Here is a 17,887-nt window from a genome sequence, read left to right on the forward strand (position 1 = left end):
CCATATACATTTTTAGTAATCCCCTGTTACATCAGCTGCAAATGAAAATAATTATCAGCGTCTAAAAAACTATCCATGCTCTCCTTTAATATGAATAAAATCTGCTTAAGATTAATATTTCACCAAAACCTATTCCAGATCAATAGTTGACTAAATTACTATGTTATTTTGAATACCTGACTAAAACACTAAACTATTCATCTATAAATTTAACCACCTTTAACATCTGGTGATGGTTTTTGATTGATTAACTTATTTATATTAAAAAGGCTATTTATGTTTTGTATTCAATGTGAACAAACAATGAGAACTCCTGTTGGAGATGGTTGCTCATACTCTCAAGGTATGTGCGGTAAAACAGAAGAGGTTTCAGATCTGCAGGATGTATTGATCTATGCTTTGCAGGGCACCTCCTTTTATGCGGAAAAAGCACGTGAGTTTGAGATTATCAATGCAGAAATTGATGCCTTTGTTCCTAAAGCTTTTTTTGCGACCTTGACCAATGTTAATTTTGAAGCCGATCGTATTGCTGATTATGCACGTTTGGCACAAGCCTATCGTGAGCAATTAAAAGCACAATATGAAACAGCTTGTTTACTTGCCGGACAACAACCCGCAGAGCCGAGTGCTGCTGCTAAATTTGAGTTAGCGGCCGATCATGCCGGTTTATTAGCTCAGGCTGAAAGCGTTGCGGTAAACCGCGGCAAAGAACTGGTTAATGCGGATATCATGGGGCTGCGCCTGCTGTGTTTATACGGCCTTAAAGGCGCTGCTGCTTATATGGAGCATGCTTATATTCTTGGACAGACAGATCAGCTTGTCAGTGCGGAATTCCACCAGATTTTTGCATGGCTGGCAACAGACAGTGACGATCTCGGTAAGTTACTGGAAACCAGCATGGCCATCGGTACTCTTAACTATAAAGTCATGGAGATGCTGGATCGCGGTGAAACCACTAAATTTGGTCATCCGCAGCCAACCCAGGTTAATGTTAAATCTGTCGCAGGTAAGGCTATTTTAGTTTCCGGTCATGATCTTTGCGATCTGGAAATGATCCTTAAGCAAACAGAAGGTACCGGCATCAATGTTTATACTAACGGTGAGATGTTACCTGGCCACGGTTACCCTGAGCTGAAAAAATACCCTCATCTTGTTGCCAACTACGGTAGCGCTTGGCAAAACCAGCAGAAAGAGTTTGCTTGTTTCCCGGGTCCTATCGTGATGACCTCAAACTGTTTGATTGATCCTAATGTAGGCGACTACGCACAAAGAATGTTTACCCGCAGCATCGTTGGCTGGCCCGGTGTGCCGCATATTGAAGGTGATGATTTCAGTGAAGTTATCCAATGTGCACAGGAGATGGAGGGCTTTAAATACAGTGAGATTCCGCATGAGATCACCGTTGGTTTTGGTCGTAATGCATTGATGAATGCAGCGCCTGCTGTGATTGAACAGGTAAAAGCCGGCAATATTCGCCACTTCTTCCTGGTTGGCGGTTGTGACGGTGACAAAGCGGAACGTAGCTATTACACCGATCTCACCAAAGCCATTCCCGATGATTGTCTGATTCTGACGCTGGCCTGCGGTAAGTTTAAATTCAATAAAATTGATTTTGGTGATATCAATGGTATTCCTCGCCTTTTAGATGTGGGTCAATGTAATGATTCGTACTCTGCCATTCAATTAGCCTTAGCACTGGCTAAAGAGTTCGATTGCGGCGTTAATGAGTTACCGCTTAGTCTGGTACTAAGCTGGTTTGAACAAAAAGCGATTGTGGTCTTGCTGACACTGTTATCACTGGGTGTTAAAAATATCCGCGTAGGACCAAGTAAACCGGCATTTTTAACCGATAACCTGCTTAACGTGCTTAATGAACAATTTGGCCTCAATCTTATCGATGATGTTGAGTCTGATTTAAAGGCGATGTTAGCTAAATAAGTTTTAATAATGAGTGATCTGATGATGCCAAGGCTAATCAGATCACTCTGCAAGCAAAGAGATAACTATGCAAACCCAATCAAACTTATTTGAGCCGCTTATCTGTATTAAGCGTATTGAAGAAACACTTGATAGCGCCACTTTTGAATTTAAAAAAGCGGATGATACGCTGTTTGAATACCAGGCGGGACAATTTTTAACCTTTGAAGTTGACGTTGCCGGTGAGCTTCAATATCGCGCCTATTCATTATCATCGACGCCCTCTCAACCGCAATCCGTTGCGGTCACTATTAAACGCGTACCGGGCGGCAAGGTGTCTAATTATTTATTAGATAATCTGCAATCCGGTATCGCTTTACCGGCGATGGCACCCGCCGGTGAATTTACTCTGCAGGATAACCCGACAACACCTGAGCTGTTATTAATGAGCGCAGGCAGCGGCATTACGCCTTGTATGTCGATCGCGCGTTGGTTATTAGATACCAAACAACAGGTTAACATTCACTTTATCTATAGCGCCCGCAGCGAAGCTGATATTATTATGGCCGATACGCTAAAGGCACTAGATGCTCAATATGACAATTTTCGTTTAACACGGATTTTAGAAACAACTGACAATAGCGATGATCTGCACGGCAGATTAGATCTCGACATGTTTGAAAAGCTGGTACCTGAGCGACACGGCCGAACCATCTTTATCTGTGGTCCAGCGCCCTATATGCAGGCTGTTGAGCTAGTCGCCAAGCAAAGCGGTTTTGATATGGCATTGTTCCATAAAGAGAGTTTTGTGCCTGCGGCTAATGACGATCAAATAAGCGCTGAATCGGTGCTGAGTTATCAGGCTGTCGCACCGCAATATGGCAAAAACTTTACAGTTGCAGAAAATCAAAGCCTGCTTGAGGCATTAGAAGCCGCCGGTGTACCTGTAATAGGCGCTTGTCGTTCGGGTATTTGCGGCTCTTGTAAATGTAAGGTGACAGGCGAAGTTAAATCAACCAGCCAAGCAACCTTAACCGCCGAGCAGATAGCACAAGGTTATGTACTCAGCTGCAGTACCAAAGCTTATTCTGATTTGGTCGTAGAGCTCTAACAGCACAATCTGAAAACAAAAAAGCCGATGTTATAAAACATCGGCTTTTTAGCTTCTAGCCTTTCAACTTGTCAGTTTATTTTTTGTTCTGCTCACGAGCAATCGCGCGATGCGCAATATCATGACGATAGAACATACCATCCCAACTGATTGTCTTGGCCAGCGCATAGGCTTTCTGCTGTGCTTCGGTGACGCTATTGCCTAATGCAGTGGCACACAAAACGCGCCCGCCATTGGTGACAATTTGGCCATCAACTTCTTTGGTACCACCATGGAAAACTTTAAGGCCTTCGGTCTCCTGTTCAGGCAAGCCTTTAATCACTAAACCTTTTTTGTACTCATCTGGGTAACCGTCAGCAGCCAGGACAATACCGATCGCGGCACGTTGGTCAAATTCAGCTGTCATATCAGCCAATTCGCCATTCACACCCGCCAGACATAAGGTTACAAGATCAGACTTCATACGCAGCAACAGCGGCTGGGTTTCCGGATCACCAAAACGACAGTTGTATTCAATCACTTTAGGTGTTCCATCGGCCATGATCATCAGACCCGCATATAAGAAACCCGTATAAGTATTTCCTTCCGCCGCCATGCCTTTAACGGTTGGATTAATAACAAGATCCATAATACGATCGTGCATTTCAGGCGTTACTACAGGCGCAGGAGAATAGGCTCCCATGCCGCCCGTATTAGGTCCGGTATCACCATCACCGACACGTTTATGATCTTGACTGGTTGCCATGGGAACAACATTTTCACCATCAACCATAACAATAAATGAAGCTTCTTCACCGTCTAAGAACTCTTCAATAACAACACGGTGTCCGGCAGAGCCAAATGCATTACCTGCTAACATGTCATGAATAGCCTCTTCCGCGTCTGCAAGGGTCATCGCAACAATAACGCCTTTACCCGCCGCAAGACCGTCAGCTTTAATAACAATCGGGGCACCCTTTTCACGAACATAAGCCAATGCAGGCTCAATTTCAGTAAAGTTTTGGTACCAGGCCGTTGGTATATCATGACGCGCTAAAAAGTCCTTCGTGAACGCTTTTGAGCCCTCTAGCTGGGCTGCGCCCTTAGTGGGACCGAAGCAAGCAAGGCCGGCAGCGGTAAAGGCATCAACCACACCGATAACCAATGGCGCTTCAGGGCCGACAATAGTTAACTCAACATGGTTTTCTTTAGCAAATTTAACTAAGCCGTCAATATCTTCAACGTCAATGGCAACGTTAGTCACTTTTGCTTCTAGCGCGGTACCGGCATTACCCGGGGCAACAAAGATATTTTTAACTTGCTTATTTTGAGCAACTTTCCACGCAAGCGCGTGCTCACGTCCGCCACTACCAATAATTAAAACATTCATACAGTAACCTTATTCAATCAAATAGATTAATCATATCTTGCTAAGTGATTTAATTCGCAATCAAGGCGAAAGCGCGCAGCTTGCTCCTGCAAGTACTGCGCACATCCAGTGCTACGCCCCAAAGGGTCATCCTACGGATGTTATAATTCTTTCCCGAAGAATTATTGAGCACTTTCAACGCAGAGTGCGGATAAAAGCACAAAGCAAAATAGAATTAATGACGGAAATGACGCATTCCCGTAAATACCATTGCCATATCATGTTCGTCGGCTGCTGCGATAACTTCATTATCACGCATTGAGCCGCCTGGTTGGATTACGCAACTAATACCGGCTTCTGCCGCCGCATCAATACCATCACGGAAAGGGAAAAATGCATCCGATGCCATCACAGAACCTGCCACTTCGAGGTTTTCATCGGCCGCTTTAATGCTTGCCACTTTGGCACTGTAAACGCGGCTCATTTGTCCTGCGCCAACACCAACGGTGGCGCTGTTTTTAACATACACAATGGCATTTGATTTAACAAATTTAGCCACTTTCCAGCTGAATAACAGATCGTTTAATTCCGCTTCTGTAGGTTGACGTTTAGTAACCACTTTAAGGTCGCCTAAACCAACCATGCCTTGATCTCTGTCCTGTACTAATAAACCACCATTAACGCGTTTGATATCAAACTGGGTAGTTTTTTCAGCCCATTCTCCACAGGTTAACAAGCGCAGGTTTTTCTTAGTCGCTACAATTTGTGCAGCTTCAGGGCTAACGGCAGGCGCAATAATCACTTCAACAAACTGACGGGAAACAATGGCTTCAGCAGTTTTTGCATCGAGCTCACGGTTAAAAGCAATAATGCCACCGAAAGCAGATGTCGGGTCAGTTTTGTAAGCACCTTCATAGGCATCAAGAATATTATCAGCAACAGCAACACCACAAGGATTAGAATGTTTAACAATCACACAAGCCGGCGCCGAGAACTCTTTAACACACTCAAGAGCCGCATCGGTATCGGCGATATTATTGTAAGAAAGGGCTTTACCCTGTAACTGAGTCGCGGTAGAAACCGAAGCTTCTTGAATAGCATCTTCCACATAAAAAGCGGCATTTTGGTGGCTGTTTTCACCGTAACGCATATCTTGCTTTTTCTTAAACTGCATGTTGAAGGTACGAGGGAATTTAGATTCAAGATCGCCTTCGCTATTCTCACCATAACTTGGCACCATAGTACCGAAGTAATTAGCGATCATGCCGTCATATTGCGCAGTATGCTCATAGGCTGCGATAGCAAGATCAAAGCGGGTTTTATAAGCTAAGCTACCGTTATTTTCCTGCATCTCTTTAAGAACACGGGCGTAATCACTGGCGTTAACCACGATTGCCACATCTTTATGATTTTTTGCAGCAGCGCGGACCATGGTTGGACCACCGATGTCGATGTTTTCAATAGCATCTTCTAAAGAACAATCTGGACGGGCAACGGTTTCAGCAAACGGATAAAGATTGACCACTACCATATCAATAGGTGCAATATCATTTGCAGACATAACGGCTTCATCAATACCGCGACGGGCAAGAATCCCACCATGAATTTTAGGATGCAAGGTTTTAACTCGTCCATCCATCATTTCAGGAAATCCAGTATAGTCAGATACTTCGGTCACTTTGATGCCATTCTCGGCAAGCAGTTTACAAGTACCACCAGTAGAAAGGATTTCAACGCCCTTTGCAGATAACTCTTTGGCGAATTCAATAATTCCAGCTTTATCAGAAACGCTGAGCAGCGCACGTTTAATTGGTCGGCTATTTTCCATCGTCTTATAAATACCTCGGTTAATTGATCAATAAGCAAAACCAGTCATTGGTTTTTTTAACTTAAATAGAACTAAGGTGAGCATTCTACCCGAAAACGATGGCAATTTGAGCTGTTTTATTGAATAAAAAAATAAAAATATTCCTTTGAATGGAACCTTTAAAAGATAAATTTATTTACTCTGGGGAATATCGATACAAAAAACTATCAATACCGCGGCAAACGACCACAGATATCGGTTTAAAGTTTAAAGACGCCATCAGGGTTAATGTTGGCAGGTTTTTTTTGGCAATGACCGCATTCATTTTTGAAAGCTTGTGGATCACCAGAAGGTGTTTAATAAATTGGGAAAATAAAGCGGGAATAGAAACATTATCATTATATTCCGGCAGAATACGATACACAAAACTCAGGCCGATGTCGTCTTCCATAGCACACTCCTGCAGACCGACCAGACCGATCACTTGACTGTGTTTTTTATCTTCAATTGCGTAAAGGCAATACTTGTTACGCTGTGCTTGGGTGATGATATTGGTGAATAATTGTTCTGCTTGTTGAGGATTTAATTTACCCGTTGGGCAATATTTCATGCTCTTGGCATTACCCACCAGGGTACTGAAATCAGTGAGATCAGATACGATAAATTGCCGAACAGCGAGGTCTTTATTTTCTGCAAATAACGTCATATTTTAATTTCTGCGGTTATTTATCATACAACCTTTATACTCAAATCGCACAAAAAAGCAACAAATCGTTTTCTGCAAAAAAACTAAAAATGACTACTTATTACTGACAGAAAAGTAAAAAACCATGCAACTGCATGGTTTTTATCAAAAATAAGCACAGTGCTTAAAGATGGTATTGCGGACTCAACTCGTGAACTGCATCAACAAAGACTTTAGCATTCTCAGGTGGCACATCTAAATGGATACCATGGCCGAGATTAAAGACATGTCCGCCTCCTTTACCAAAACTCTTTAATATGGTCGCAACCTCTTCGCGAATGCGCTGCGGCGAGGCATATAACATCGAAGGATCCATATTGCCCTGTAACACAACACGGTCTCCGACACGCGCTTTAGCCGTTGCCATGTCAATCGTCCAATCAAGACCGATAGCATCACAACCGGTATCTGCAATCGCTTCTAACCACTGTCCACCATTTTTAGTAAACAGAGTGACGGGAATTTTTTTACCTTCGTAGCTGCGCTGTAATCCGGCAACGATTTTACTCATATACTGTAATGAAAAATCTTTGTAATCCCGAGGAGATAATACTCCGCCCCAGGTATCAAAGACCATTACCGATTGCGCGCCTGCGGCTATCTGCGCATTTAAATAATCAATGACAGAGTCGGCAAGTTTATCTAATAAAGTATGTAACAGTTGTGGCTCACAAAAGGCCATTTTTTTGATCTTAGTGAACGCCTTAGAGCTGCCACCTTCGACCATATAGGTCGCTAATGTCCATGGACTACCCGCGAAACCAATCAATGGCACGGCGCCTTTTAACTCGCGGCGTATAGTGCGCACCGCATTCATCACATACTGCAGTTCACCTTCGGGATCCGGCATAATTAAATTTTCAACGTCTTTTTTACAGGTTATCGGACGTTTGAACTTAGGTCCTTCCCCTTCCGAAAAATAAAGACCCAGTCCCATTGCATCAGGAATAGTGAGAATATCAGAAAATAAAATAGCAGCATCAAGGTCAAATCTGCGCAAAGGTTGCAGAGTTACTTCACAGGCTAAATCTGCATTGCGGCACAAAGACATAAAATCTCCGGCTTGTGCGCGCACCGCTTTATATTCAGGTAAATATCGGCCCGCCTGACGCATCATCCATACTGGAGTTTTATCAACGGATTGTTTTAATAAGGCGCGAATATAACGATCGTTTTTTAATTCAGTCATGCTTATCTCTATCCTATCTTTTTAAACATTTAATAATAATTATATAACTATGAAAATACGCAAATATGCTACCATTTTTAAATGTTTTTTACTTCGTCATATTTCGGTGTTGCCTTGTTCGACCATTTTGTTAATCAACTTTCTAGCGATGGTGCCGTTATTAGGCAAAACAGGCAGATTATCAATGTGATACCAGGCAGCTTCAACCAGCTCACTTTTATCAATCTGGATCTCACCTGATTCATAATCAGCCAGAAAGCCCATCATTAGCGAATGTGGGAAAGGCCAGGGTTGACTGCTGACATACTCAATATTTTTGACCCTGATCTTTGATTCCTCATAGACTTCACGTTCAACACAGGTCTCCAGTGTTTCTCCGGCTTCTACAAATCCGGCTAATACGGTAAAAACCGGGTTGTTTTGTTTCAGATGGCGGTGATGCACTGCTAATAATATTTCCTTGTCTTTACGAATACCGACAATAATACAAGGTGAAATACGCGGGTAACAGCGGTGCTGGCAATGGTAACATTTCATTGCAGTTTCCCAGTTTATGGCGTGCATCTTATGGCCACACTTTCCGCAATACTGATGTGTTTGATAAAACAAAGCGAGTTGAAAGGCACGACCGGTCAGATCAAATAAGAGGTCATCAATCCGCCCTAACAAAGAACGTAATGACAAATATTCTCCCAGGCCGATATCTAATTGCTCCTGCAATACAACAAGATAACAAGGACTGGAGTGGTAGTCTGCTATTTTTATGACATTATTAGCGAGTTTTTCAGGAAAGGGTAAATCATCAAGATTACCGTAAGGAATAAAATTCCCCTGCGGCTGTAAAACAATTTGATCTTTTGCGATAATAAACCACCAAGCATTCTCTTGCGGGTTAACGTTATTTTTTTCCGGTGGCATCATGCTTCCTTATTTATCGGAACTTTAATTACAGGGACAGGGATTACTTCACAGTTATACAGTAAGGTTATCCACAAATTCAAATTCATGTTGACCCTAAGTGCGATTTTCTTTATTTTTGATATAACAGTTTCAGTCTACTCATTATGAGGTACAGAATATGCTACGCAAATTAGAACATGCAAAAGATGAATGGGGCGGCAGACTTTTAGTTATTGATCATTGGCTTGCAGAGCGTCAGAACCTGGTCGTTGCGTATTGCGAACTGGCGGGTTTACCCCCTTATCAAGACACAAATCACAGCTTGCCTGCGCAGGAAAAAATCACTCGTTTTTGCCAGCTTCTGCTTGATTATGCCTCAACCGGACACTTTGGAATCTACGAACAGATAATTGCACAGTGCAAATTAGACGGGGAAAATAATTTGAAAATTGCCCAGGAGTTATATTCACGTATCACCACCACAACAGATGCGGCTTTGAATTTTAATGATAAGTATGCAGAATCAGCAAATGATCAAGCCTTACTTGATTTTGACAGAGATCTTTCTAACTTGGGGCAAGTAATGGAAGCGCGTTTTGAACGCGAAGATCAGTTGCTTGAAGTTGTTCATCTGCACCACACTCTGGCATAAAAACTGACAGCGCTATTAATTTATAGCGCTGCTTTACTTATCCTGAATAAAACCTTCATTATTTAATTGCACAATACTTAATTGAGCAATTAAATAATTGAACAATATGAGTTATAAAATATTGTTCTGAAAAGTATTTTTCTGAAAAACATTGTAGGCCGCGAACAGCGCTTTAAAATCGAGACCGCTTGCTCGCCTTATCACTAAATGCCTATTATATATCGTTAACCCCCATCTCCTTCAGGTAAAGATCGCGTCTTTTATCAAAACTACCCTGCTCTTTTTTAGATACGGCAGTTGAAAGAGGCAACGACACTTTCATTGCGTCTACCGCGCGGTTATTTATTTGAAATTCATAATGAAGATGCGCACCAGTTGAACGTCCGGTATTACCACTTCTAGCAATCAAATCGCCCCTTGAGACTCTCTGCCCCTTACGGACCAAAATTTTACTTAGATGTAAAAAGCGCGTGGTGTACTTCCGACTATTTTGAATAACAATGTAGTTACCGGCGGCAGGGTGATAACCTGCCCGTAAAACAACACCATCACCAACAGAATAAACTTTTGTGCCCGTTGAGACAGCAAAATCAGTGCCGTTATGAGGACTAATTCTTTTGGTGATCGGATGCAGTCGCCTTGGATTAAAAGGAGAGCTGATCCGAGGCCTTCCATTGACCGGGTAGCGTCGATAAGCTTTGCTTAACCCTTGTCTGTTTATATCATAATAGCGCCCGTCTTCATGAAGGAAAGCCGTATAACTTTTATTACGACTTTTAATCAGGATGGCCAGCACATCACTTTCCGAACTGTATTGTCCATCAATATATTGTTTGGACACTAATACGCGGAAAGTATCTCCGGCATAGAGCTGACGATTAAAATCAATTTTATCCTGCAGCGTCACGGATACCTGCTGAATCTGCGCTGCCGTAAGACCTGAAGCTTTGGCTGTATTATAGAAGCTGCCAATAATACGGCCTTTATATAAACTGGTACGCCATTGCCCCTTTTTGGTTTCTAAAAGAGCATCATAGTGATCCTCTTTCAGGGTATAAGTTAAGGTATTCGCAATATCTAAAAATACTTTTAAGGAGAGCAGGTTGTTGTCGGGACCAATCAATAACTTAATGCTTTGCCCGGGGATCAGGTTGCCGAGGCGTAGATATTCTGTATCGGCTTCTAACAAATTCTGTAATGCAGCTGCCGACAAGCTCTCTTTTTCAAAAATATTGCTTAGGGAATCACCTTCGCCAACCTCAAATTCTACTTCTCTATTTCCTGAAAAGTCAGGAAATAGTTTGCCGTATTCGTCTTTTATTGCAGTAAGAGGCTCTGCGCTAGCACGCTCATTGTGAATGACAACTCTCTCAGGTAGCTCTAATGAACGGTAAACTGTTTTTTTGGTTTTTGGCTGCAGGGGAACAAGAGAGACAACCAACAGAAATACAAATAAGAGGATCAGGGCGAAAAAATGTTTTCGAGGAAGATTATTGACAACAGCGATGGACGATTTAAAAAACGCCTTTAAACGTAACAAAAATAGCATAACTTAATATAACTCAGACAGGGAAAAGGGAGCAATGAAAATAAAATAGAAAAGTATATCAAGTTTTTTATTATTATTATAAAAAAAAGATCTCATTTTAATTCGTTTTTATGACATCAAGAGGGTCCGTGACCACATGCTCATCTTTGACAACAACTCTCTCAGGTAGTTCCAATGAGCGGTAAATTTTTTCTCCGGTTTCCGGCTGCATGGGAACTAAGGACACAACCAGCAGAAAGACAGATAATAGAATTAGGGCGAAAAAATGTTTTCGGGGAAGATTATTTACAAAATCAATGGGCGTTTTAAAAAGCGCCTTTAAACGTAACAAAAATGGCATAACTTAATACAACTTAGACGGAGAAAAGAAATCAATAAAAATAAAATAGAAAGTATATCAAGCTTTTCCTTTTATTTATAAAAAACAGCGCTTATTTTTAAAAGAAAAATACATTCTTTTTTGTTTGTTTATCCTGAATGCTTAAATAATTAAGGTGTTTTCCGTCACAAATAAATGTAAGATAGACGTCTAGATGTAAAAACATCCAAACATTTTAAACCTGTAACTAGTTAGGAGCTCACATGTCACGTGACTTATTTACTTCAGAATCAGTATCTGAAGGTCATCCAGATAAAATCGCCGATCAAATTTCTGATGCGGTACTTGATGCAATTTTAAAACAAGATACAAAAGCACGCGTTGCTTGTGAGACTTACGTAAAAACCGGTATGGTCATGGTCGGCGGTGAAATTACCACCGATGCCTGGGTTGATATCGAAGAAATCACCCGTGATACCGTGCGCAACATCGGTTACACCAGTTCAGAAATGGGCTTTGACGCTGATTCATGCGCCATTTTAAATGTTATCGGCAAACAATCACCCGACATTAACCAGGGTGTTGACCGTAGCGACCCTCGCGAGCAGGGCGCTGGTGACCAGGGTTTAATGTTCGGTTACGCCACGAATGAAACAGAAGTTTTCATGCCGGCCCCGATCACTTATGCACACCGCCTGGTTAAACGACAGGCACAAATGCGTAAAAATAAGACCCTTCCATGGTTACGCCCCGATGCAAAGAGTCAAGTAACCTTTGCCTATGATCACGGCAAAATTGTCGGTATTGATGCGGTCGTACTGTCAACCCAGCATTCCGATGAGATCAAACAGGAAGATTTGGTTGAAGCGGTAATGGAAGAAATCATCAAGCCCGTATTACCGGCCGAGTGGTTGTCTGAGCACACTAAATACTTTATCAATCCAACCGGCCGCTTCGTCATTGGCGGGCCAGTTGGTGATTGTGGCCTTACCGGGCGTAAAATTATTGTTGATACTTACGGCGGTTCAGCGCGCCATGGTGGTGGTGCTTTCTCCGGTAAAGATCCGTCAAAAGTGGATCGCAGCGCAGCATATGCAGCACGTTACGTGGCAAAAAATTTAGTGGCAGCAGGTCTTGCGGATCGTTGTGAGATTCAGGTTTCTTATGCCATTGGCGTTGCAGAGCCAACTTCTATCAGCGTCGAAACATTTGGCACAGAAAAAGTTCAAAAAGACTTAATCATTCAATTGATTCGTGAACATTTTGATTTGCGCCCCTATGGCCTGATCGAGATGTTGAATCTTATTCAGCCGATTTACCAATCAACAGCAGCTTACGGGCACTTTGGCCGTGATGAATTTCCATGGGAAGCGTTAGATAAAGTCGAAGCGTTAAAAGCCAGCGCATTTTAACACTTTGTTAAATTAACCATGCTAAGTAATGCACATAAAAAAGCACTCATTAGCCGAAGTGAAGAATGTTTCATTTTGGCCGAGTGCTTTTTTGATCGCGCTTTCAAACGCCCGACTTACCTTTTTAACCAAAGGGGAAGAAGTGCCGGTAGCGCACATTTACAGCTGAATCTGATTAAATATAATTCTACCTTGTTTAGCCAAAATTCAGCTGATTTTTTTGCCCAGGTAGTACCCCACGAAGTTGCCCATCTGATAACCTACCAACATTACGGAAAAGTGCGCCCGCATGGTAAAGAGTGGCAATACGTAATGCAGAACATATTCAACTGCCCCGCTGATACCACCCATTCATTAGATATCAGTGATGTTATGGGTAAACAGTTTGCTTATCAATGTGACTGCACCACCCACCAGCTAACCATAAGACGTCATAATAAGATTTTAAAAGGGGTTAAATATTCGTGTAAAAAGTGCCGGGTAGAATTGAAAATTAAGAATACATAATGGACCCAGGCACTAATAGCAAACCTAAACTAAGTTCAACGTTTAAAATTATCTAAAATAATACCCGTTGCCATGGCCACATTTAATGACTCTGCACCTCCAAAACTGGGGATAGTAATTTTATTGCTGATAAATTTGGCAATCTCTGGTGAAATCCCCTGAGATTCACTGCCCATAACAATAAAGGCACTCTTATTTAAAGTTGTTTTATGGATATTCTCCCCTTCCAAAAAAGCCCCATAAATCGCCGTTGATTGTTGACTCAGGTATTCGGATAAGTCCGTATGGCTCACTTGTACTCGTGCAAATGATCCCATACTGGCGGCGATCACTTTAGGATTATAAAAATCAGCACAGTCCGGGCTGCAAATAATATGTTTAATACCGTACCAGTCAGCAACGCGAATAATAGTGCCTAAATTTCCGGGGTCACCCACCTGATCCAGTACCAGAATCAACTCATTTTCTTGGATTTGCGGAAGCGCCATTATTTTACATTCGGCAACTGCAAGCACGCTGTTATTTGATAATAAAGTCCCGGCTTTTTTTAACTCTTCTTGCGTTGCTTCAGTGGTAATACTGACAAGGCCAAACTCATTAAGTGTCTGACTATTTTTATTGATATAACTGCTGGTTGCGAAAAGTTGTTTTACCGTGAAATCAGAATTAAACAATTCACCCACATTTTTTTCACCCTGCACTAAAAACAGACCATTTTTTTTACGCTGTTTTTTTTGCTCAAGTGCATGAATAAGTTTTAACTGATTTTTTGAGATCATAATTTATTTCTCGTTCTTTAAAGTGAAAGGTAACAACACATAATAACAGCATCTTCTCTGCCCTTTTCGCAAGGGTAATAATCTTTACGCCTGTCGACCTCAACAAAACCCAATTTTTGATAAAGTTTTAATGCATAAGTATTAGAAGCGCGAACCTCTAACCAGATCTGCTCTTCATCCTTTGCCTTTGAGTAGTCTTTTAGAAACTTTAATAAAACCCCTCCTAACCCCTGCCCCTGCGCTTCGGGTGCAATAGCAATATTCATCAAGGTTACCTCTCCGGCGACCGAGCTGGCAACAAAATAACCGATCACTTGCTCATCAGCGAGTAACAAGTGACTGAAATAACGGCTGCCAAAGTTACTTAAAAATAATTTTTTTGACCAGGGATGACTATGGCAACGGGATTCAATGTTAAAAACACTCTCTAAATCAGCCAGGCCCATGGGCACTATTTGTAATTTTTCTTTATCGATTAAAGGTGTAGGCATAACGGTTTCCATATTGATTTCATTTTCATACTCGTGACTCATAACTTTCGAGCTTCGAGCTTCGAGCTTCGAGCCTTCGAGCCTTCGAGCCTTCGAGTCTCAATCCTATTGATTAAAAGCACAAAACTGTTTCCATAATGATTTTTTTGCTTTTGCATCGTTAACAAGTTGATCAATGGTTACTGAGGTTAATAACTTATGCCCCTGGGGTTGATTTATTTCCCCCTGAGTTGACCAGATAAGCTCGGGTAACTGTCCCTGCAGGTTTTTAAATTGCGCCATTGAGCAGCAATATACTTCACTTAATTTTAGGTTAAAGGCATTTACTATGCTCAGTAAAAGAGGGTGTGCAAAGTCGGCTGTCGAGGCCACCAGCAGCAATTTATAATGACTTAAATCAATAGCGCAATTAAATGAGAAGGGGAATAATTCAGGTTTACGGACTTGCCAACGGGTTATGCCCATCTCCTGTAAATAAAGTGCTTGTTGATCTTTCATTGAAAATCCAATCAATTATCTGAGGTCTAAAAATAAAACAAATAATAACATTGAATGAAGGTCAGTCGAAGCAATAACCAATAATCAATGGTCAATAACCCACGGGGAAAAAATTTAGAAAATATAAACTCTCTATTGTCAGACTAAATGTATTAAAGATCTGATCTTGCATTGCGTAGCAAAAATTCATCAATCCTTTTTTCACCCCCTTGCTATTAGTTGATAGTTCCCGCTGCTTTAATGGCTAATAACTGTTTAGCAAACTGGGCAAAGCCATAGCCACCGGGCTCGGTCATTACAAATTCCGGGTGATGCAGTAGTTTATCCCAATAGTGTTTAATATTCGCAACACCAACACTTTTCGGTAGCGTAGCAAACATAAATTGATCATTCACCGAATCCCCTACATAACAAGCTTGTGAGACTATTTCAGCCGGTGATAAACCTTTCTCTTTTAAAAACTTCAGCGAGGTTGTTTTTTTGGAGTGATCACCGTACCAGCTATTAATATGAATTGAGCTTGCCGTTGCATTAGCACCCAACTTGTTAAGTTTAGAGACCACTTCCGCAATGATCTCCGATGAGACAGGAGCACGATTCTGGCCGATATCAATGGCCACTTCGCACAAACGATAAGACTGATCCAGGGTTAAATGCAGCTCAGGGTAATCTGCTAAAACGTCAATGACCTGTGCTTTTAACTTAGCTTGATTTTGCGCAATGGTTGGCATTGGAGCATCAGCGTTGAGTGTTAAATACCCCTCTTTTTTCTCCATGATAAATGCCCCATTTTCGCCAATAACAGCATCAACGGGCCAAAGTTGTGCAATGTGATCACACCAACCTGCACAAGCCCCAGTCACAGCAACAACTTTCAAACCTGCTTGTTGTAACGCGGCCAGTGCGATTAATGTTTCCGGTGGTAACTTTCCCTGCCAGGTTAAGGTGTCATCAACATCAGTTAATACCCATTGCACCTCTTTCCAATCATTGCTTAAGGTGCTTTTTATTTGCTTCATTTTATCCCTTTGTATTTATAATAAGTTAGGTAAGAACATCACTAAACCTTCCGAATAAGTTAAAATCATTAACACCACCAGCAGTGCAAATAATAAAGGCATCACTTCACGCACAAAATCGATCAATTTAACTTTAAGTATCGAGCAAACCGTAAACATCATTGAACCAAATGGAGGGGTTACTCCACCAATCATAATATTAACGATAACAATAATACCAAAATGAATAGGGTTCACTCCGAGGTTAAGCACCGCAGGCAATAGTAGCGGCGTTAATATTATCATCGCAGCCCCACCTTCGATAAACATGCCCACAATTAATAACAATAAGTTTATAAGCATTAATAGCACTATTTTGTTATCTGTTACCAAGATTAATGCTGATGCTACATTTTGTGGTATTTGCTCCAGGGTCATGTAATAGCCAAAAATCATCGCACCGATAATAATAAACATGACGCTGCTAGTACCCTGAATGGTTTCTTTTAAAATAGCAGGAAAGTGATGGATCTTTAATTCGCGATAGATAAATAAACCAATAATAGAACATAATAAGACAGCGATAGCACCGGCTTCTGTTGGTGTAAACAGGCCGAAACGCATCCCTAAAATAATACCAAACGGGATGAATAATGCGGGCACCGCTTTGCCTAAATAATGCAGACGTTCTTTTGCCGGTGCAGCTGCAGATCTTGAAGGTGCATAGTTTCGACGTTTAGCAATGAAAGCGATGGTTATCATTAAAGACAACGCCATCATAAAAGCAGGAACATAACCTGCAATGAACATTTCATGTACCGATACATTGGCTAATAATGCATAGATAATAAGGTTAATACCCGGTGGAATGACCGGGCTAATACTTGATGATGCCGCTGTAACTGCAGCGGTAAAAGGCAAGTCATAACCTCTTTTGGTCATTTCAGGAGCAAGAATTTTAGATTGCATTGCAGCATCAGCATTAGCTGAACCTGAAATTCCGCCCATTAAAGTACTTAATGCAACATTAACATGCGCAAGTCCACCGGATTTATGGCCAATTAATGAATCCGCAAGAGACAGTAGGCTACGACTTATCCCGGAATAGTTCATCACCGAGCCAACCATAATAAAGAAGGGTATCGCCAATAATGGGAATGATGAGGCCGATGAAATAAAGCGCTGCATCACTAAGGTCACTGGAATTGAAGTATTAATAAATAAAAAATAAACCAACGAGGAAGATATTAAAGAAAATGCAATCGGTACATTTAACAAAAATAAAACGAATAAAATAATAATTGGAAGATAGATTTCCACTGTGTCACCTATATAGTATTTAGCGACTTGCTACGCAGCAGCTTTAAATCACTTCGAATGAAATTCACGGTGTGAATAGACATCAGGAAAAAACAAACAAACAAAACGCCGTTAATGGTGAAATAAGACATTCCCATCACCGGTGTGACTTTGTTAGACAACATCATGTAATCGTAACTTAGGTAAGTTAAAACCAAATTTATCGCCAGCAAGAAAAGTGAAATCACCAGGTTAAATGGCACTTTTGCTTTTTCAGGTAATAATGCAATAACCACATCAACACCCATATGTAACTTATGCTTGTAGCATGAACTGATACCAAAATAGACGGACCAAATAAAACAA

General features: G+C 41.4%; 17 protein-coding genes. 5 read left to right on the forward strand and 12 right to left on the reverse strand.

Translation table 11 applies throughout. The annotated features are described in order from the left end of the window. Nucleotides 1-276 precede the first annotated feature (276 nt). Together hcp and ACJAZP_RS15235 are read left to right on the forward strand one after the other, a co-directional pair. The gene (gene hcp / locus ACJAZP_RS15230; protein WP_415231597.1) at nt 277-1,938 is read left to right on the forward strand and encodes a hydroxylamine reductase; all 1,662 of its coding nucleotides are present in this window, start codon (nt 277-279) and stop codon (nt 1,936-1,938) included. 67 nt (nt 1,939-2,005) lie between these two features. After that, nucleotides 2,006-3,028, forward strand: coding sequence for a 2Fe-2S iron-sulfur cluster-binding protein (locus ACJAZP_RS15235; protein WP_415231598.1), 1,023 nt, complete (start codon nt 2,006-2,008; stop codon nt 3,026-3,028). A 76-nt stretch (nt 3,029-3,104) separates the two neighbouring features. On the opposite strand, the gene purD is transcribed toward ACJAZP_RS15235, so the two are convergent. The 5 genes from purD to nudC form a co-directional block, all read right to left on the reverse strand. Continuing rightward, the gene (purD, locus tag ACJAZP_RS15240) at nt 3,105-4,397 is read right to left on the reverse strand and encodes a phosphoribosylamine--glycine ligase (protein WP_415231599.1); all 1,293 of its coding nucleotides are present in this window, start codon (nt 4,395-4,397) and stop codon (nt 3,105-3,107) included. Nucleotides 4,398-4,611: 214 nt separating this feature from the next. Further along, on the reverse strand, nt 4,612-6,204 hold the full coding sequence (purH, locus tag ACJAZP_RS15245) for a bifunctional phosphoribosylaminoimidazolecarboxamide formyltransferase/IMP cyclohydrolase (RefSeq protein WP_415231600.1): 1,593 nt from the start codon (nt 6,202-6,204) through the stop codon (nt 4,612-4,614). A 175-nt stretch (nt 6,205-6,379) separates the two neighbouring features. Further along, nucleotides 6,380-6,889 carry a GNAT family N-acetyltransferase gene (locus tag ACJAZP_RS15250; RefSeq protein WP_415231601.1) on the reverse strand — a complete coding sequence of 170 codons (510 nt, stop codon included), beginning with the start codon at nt 6,887-6,889 and terminating at the stop codon, nt 6,380-6,382. Between the two features lie 163 nt (nt 6,890-7,052). Next, nucleotides 7,053-8,117 carry a uroporphyrinogen decarboxylase gene (gene hemE, locus ACJAZP_RS15255; RefSeq protein ID WP_415231602.1) on the reverse strand — a complete coding sequence of 355 codons (1,065 nt, stop codon included), beginning with the start codon at nt 8,115-8,117 and terminating at the stop codon, nt 7,053-7,055. Nucleotides 8,118-8,213: 96 nt separating this feature from the next. Then, nucleotides 8,214-9,035 carry an NAD(+) diphosphatase gene (gene nudC, locus ACJAZP_RS15260; protein ID WP_415231603.1) on the reverse strand — a complete coding sequence of 274 codons (822 nt, stop codon included), beginning with the start codon at nt 9,033-9,035 and terminating at the stop codon, nt 8,214-8,216. Nucleotides 9,036-9,195: 160 nt separating this feature from the next. Here nudC and rsd point away from each other — a divergent pair, with 160 nt between their 5' ends. Further along, on the forward strand, nt 9,196-9,669 hold the full coding sequence (rsd, locus tag ACJAZP_RS15265) for a sigma D regulator (RefSeq protein ID WP_415231604.1): 474 nt from the start codon (nt 9,196-9,198) through the stop codon (nt 9,667-9,669). 214 nt (nt 9,670-9,883) lie between these two features. Here the strand turns inward: rsd and ACJAZP_RS15270 are convergent, their stop codons facing one another. Then, nucleotides 9,884-11,218, reverse strand: a complete 1,335-nt coding sequence (locus ACJAZP_RS15270; RefSeq protein ID WP_415231605.1) for a peptidoglycan DD-metalloendopeptidase family protein — start codon at nt 11,216-11,218, stop codon at nt 9,884-9,886. Nucleotides 11,219-11,800: 582 nt separating this feature from the next. Between ACJAZP_RS15270 and metK the strand changes: the two genes are divergently transcribed. Next, nucleotides 11,801-12,949 carry a methionine adenosyltransferase gene (metK, locus tag ACJAZP_RS15275; RefSeq protein ID WP_415231606.1) on the forward strand — a complete coding sequence of 383 codons (1,149 nt, stop codon included), beginning with the start codon at nt 11,801-11,803 and terminating at the stop codon, nt 12,947-12,949. Between the two features lie 18 nt (nt 12,950-12,967). Next, a complete protein-coding gene (locus tag ACJAZP_RS15280) occupies nt 12,968-13,456 on the forward strand; it encodes a SprT family zinc-dependent metalloprotease (RefSeq protein ID WP_415231607.1) in 489 nt (162 codons plus the stop codon). 35 nt (nt 13,457-13,491) lie between these two features. Here the strand turns inward: ACJAZP_RS15280 and ACJAZP_RS15285 are convergent, their stop codons facing one another. From ACJAZP_RS15285 to ACJAZP_RS15310, 6 genes are all read right to left on the reverse strand, one after another. Next, complete coding sequence (locus tag ACJAZP_RS15285) at nt 13,492-14,235, reverse strand: RNA methyltransferase (protein ID WP_415231608.1); 744 nt, start codon at nt 14,233-14,235, stop codon at nt 13,492-13,494. A gap of 17 nt (nt 14,236-14,252) precedes the next feature. Beyond that, nucleotides 14,253-14,726 (reverse strand): ribosomal protein S18-alanine N-acetyltransferase, encoded by a 474-nt coding sequence (gene rimI, locus ACJAZP_RS15290; protein ID WP_415231609.1) that lies wholly within the window; start codon nt 14,724-14,726, stop codon nt 14,253-14,255. A gap of 105 nt (nt 14,727-14,831) precedes the next feature. After that, on the reverse strand, nt 14,832-15,224 hold the full coding sequence (locus ACJAZP_RS15295) for a DNA polymerase III subunit psi (RefSeq protein WP_415231610.1): 393 nt from the start codon (nt 15,222-15,224) through the stop codon (nt 14,832-14,834). A 215-nt stretch (nt 15,225-15,439) separates the two neighbouring features. Further along, nucleotides 15,440-16,243 carry an HAD-IIB family hydrolase gene (locus tag ACJAZP_RS15300; RefSeq protein WP_415231611.1) on the reverse strand — a complete coding sequence of 268 codons (804 nt, stop codon included), beginning with the start codon at nt 16,241-16,243 and terminating at the stop codon, nt 15,440-15,442. Between the two features lie 15 nt (nt 16,244-16,258). After that, nucleotides 16,259-17,542 (reverse strand): TRAP transporter large permease, encoded by a 1,284-nt coding sequence (locus tag ACJAZP_RS15305; protein ID WP_415231612.1) that lies wholly within the window; start codon nt 17,540-17,542, stop codon nt 16,259-16,261. A gap of 8 nt (nt 17,543-17,550) precedes the next feature. Next, a partial coding sequence (locus tag ACJAZP_RS15310; RefSeq protein ID WP_415231613.1) for a TRAP transporter small permease occupies nt 17,551-17,887 on the reverse strand: 337 nt, incomplete at its 5' end.

It is taken from the genome of Psychromonas sp. (assembly GCF_047632955.1).
GTDB lineage: Bacteria > Pseudomonadota > Gammaproteobacteria > Enterobacterales > Psychromonadaceae > Psychromonas.

What these genes read in the sequence shown, in the direction of transcription:
- hcp (WP_415231597.1), top strand. Translation starts at nt 277, where the DNA reads ATGTTTTGTATTCAATGTGAACAAACAATGAGAACTCCTGTTGGAGAT.
- ACJAZP_RS15235 (WP_415231598.1), top strand. Translation starts at nt 2,006, where the DNA reads ATGCAAACCCAATCAAACTTATTTGAGCCGCTTATCTGTATTAAGCGT.
- purD (WP_415231599.1), bottom strand. Translation starts at nt 4,397, where the DNA reads ATGAATGTTTTAATTATTGGTAGTGGCGGACGTGAGCACGCGCTTGCG.
- purH (WP_415231600.1), bottom strand. Translation starts at nt 6,204, where the DNA reads ATGGAAAATAGCCGACCAATTAAACGTGCGCTGCTCAGCGTTTCTGAT.
- ACJAZP_RS15250 (WP_415231601.1), bottom strand. Translation starts at nt 6,889, where the DNA reads ATGACGTTATTTGCAGAAAATAAAGACCTCGCTGTTCGGCAATTTATC.
- hemE (WP_415231602.1), bottom strand. Translation starts at nt 8,117, where the DNA reads ATGACTGAATTAAAAAACGATCGTTATATTCGCGCCTTATTAAAACAA.
- nudC (WP_415231603.1), bottom strand. Translation starts at nt 9,035, where the DNA reads ATGCCACCGGAAAAAAATAACGTTAACCCGCAAGAGAATGCTTGGTGG.
- rsd (WP_415231604.1), top strand. Translation starts at nt 9,196, where the DNA reads ATGCTACGCAAATTAGAACATGCAAAAGATGAATGGGGCGGCAGACTT.
- ACJAZP_RS15270 (WP_415231605.1), bottom strand. Translation starts at nt 11,218, where the DNA reads ATGCTATTTTTGTTACGTTTAAAGGCGTTTTTTAAATCGTCCATCGCT.
- metK (WP_415231606.1), top strand. Translation starts at nt 11,801, where the DNA reads ATGTCACGTGACTTATTTACTTCAGAATCAGTATCTGAAGGTCATCCA.
- ACJAZP_RS15280 (WP_415231607.1), top strand. Translation starts at nt 12,968, where the DNA reads ATGCTAAGTAATGCACATAAAAAAGCACTCATTAGCCGAAGTGAAGAA.
- ACJAZP_RS15285 (WP_415231608.1), bottom strand. Translation starts at nt 14,235, where the DNA reads ATGATCTCAAAAAATCAGTTAAAACTTATTCATGCACTTGAGCAAAAA.
- rimI (WP_415231609.1), bottom strand. Translation starts at nt 14,726, where the DNA reads ATGCCTACACCTTTAATCGATAAAGAAAAATTACAAATAGTGCCCATG.
- ACJAZP_RS15295 (WP_415231610.1), bottom strand. Translation starts at nt 15,224, where the DNA reads ATGAAAGATCAACAAGCACTTTATTTACAGGAGATGGGCATAACCCGT.
- ACJAZP_RS15300 (WP_415231611.1), bottom strand. Translation starts at nt 16,243, where the DNA reads ATGAAGCAAATAAAAAGCACCTTAAGCAATGATTGGAAAGAGGTGCAA.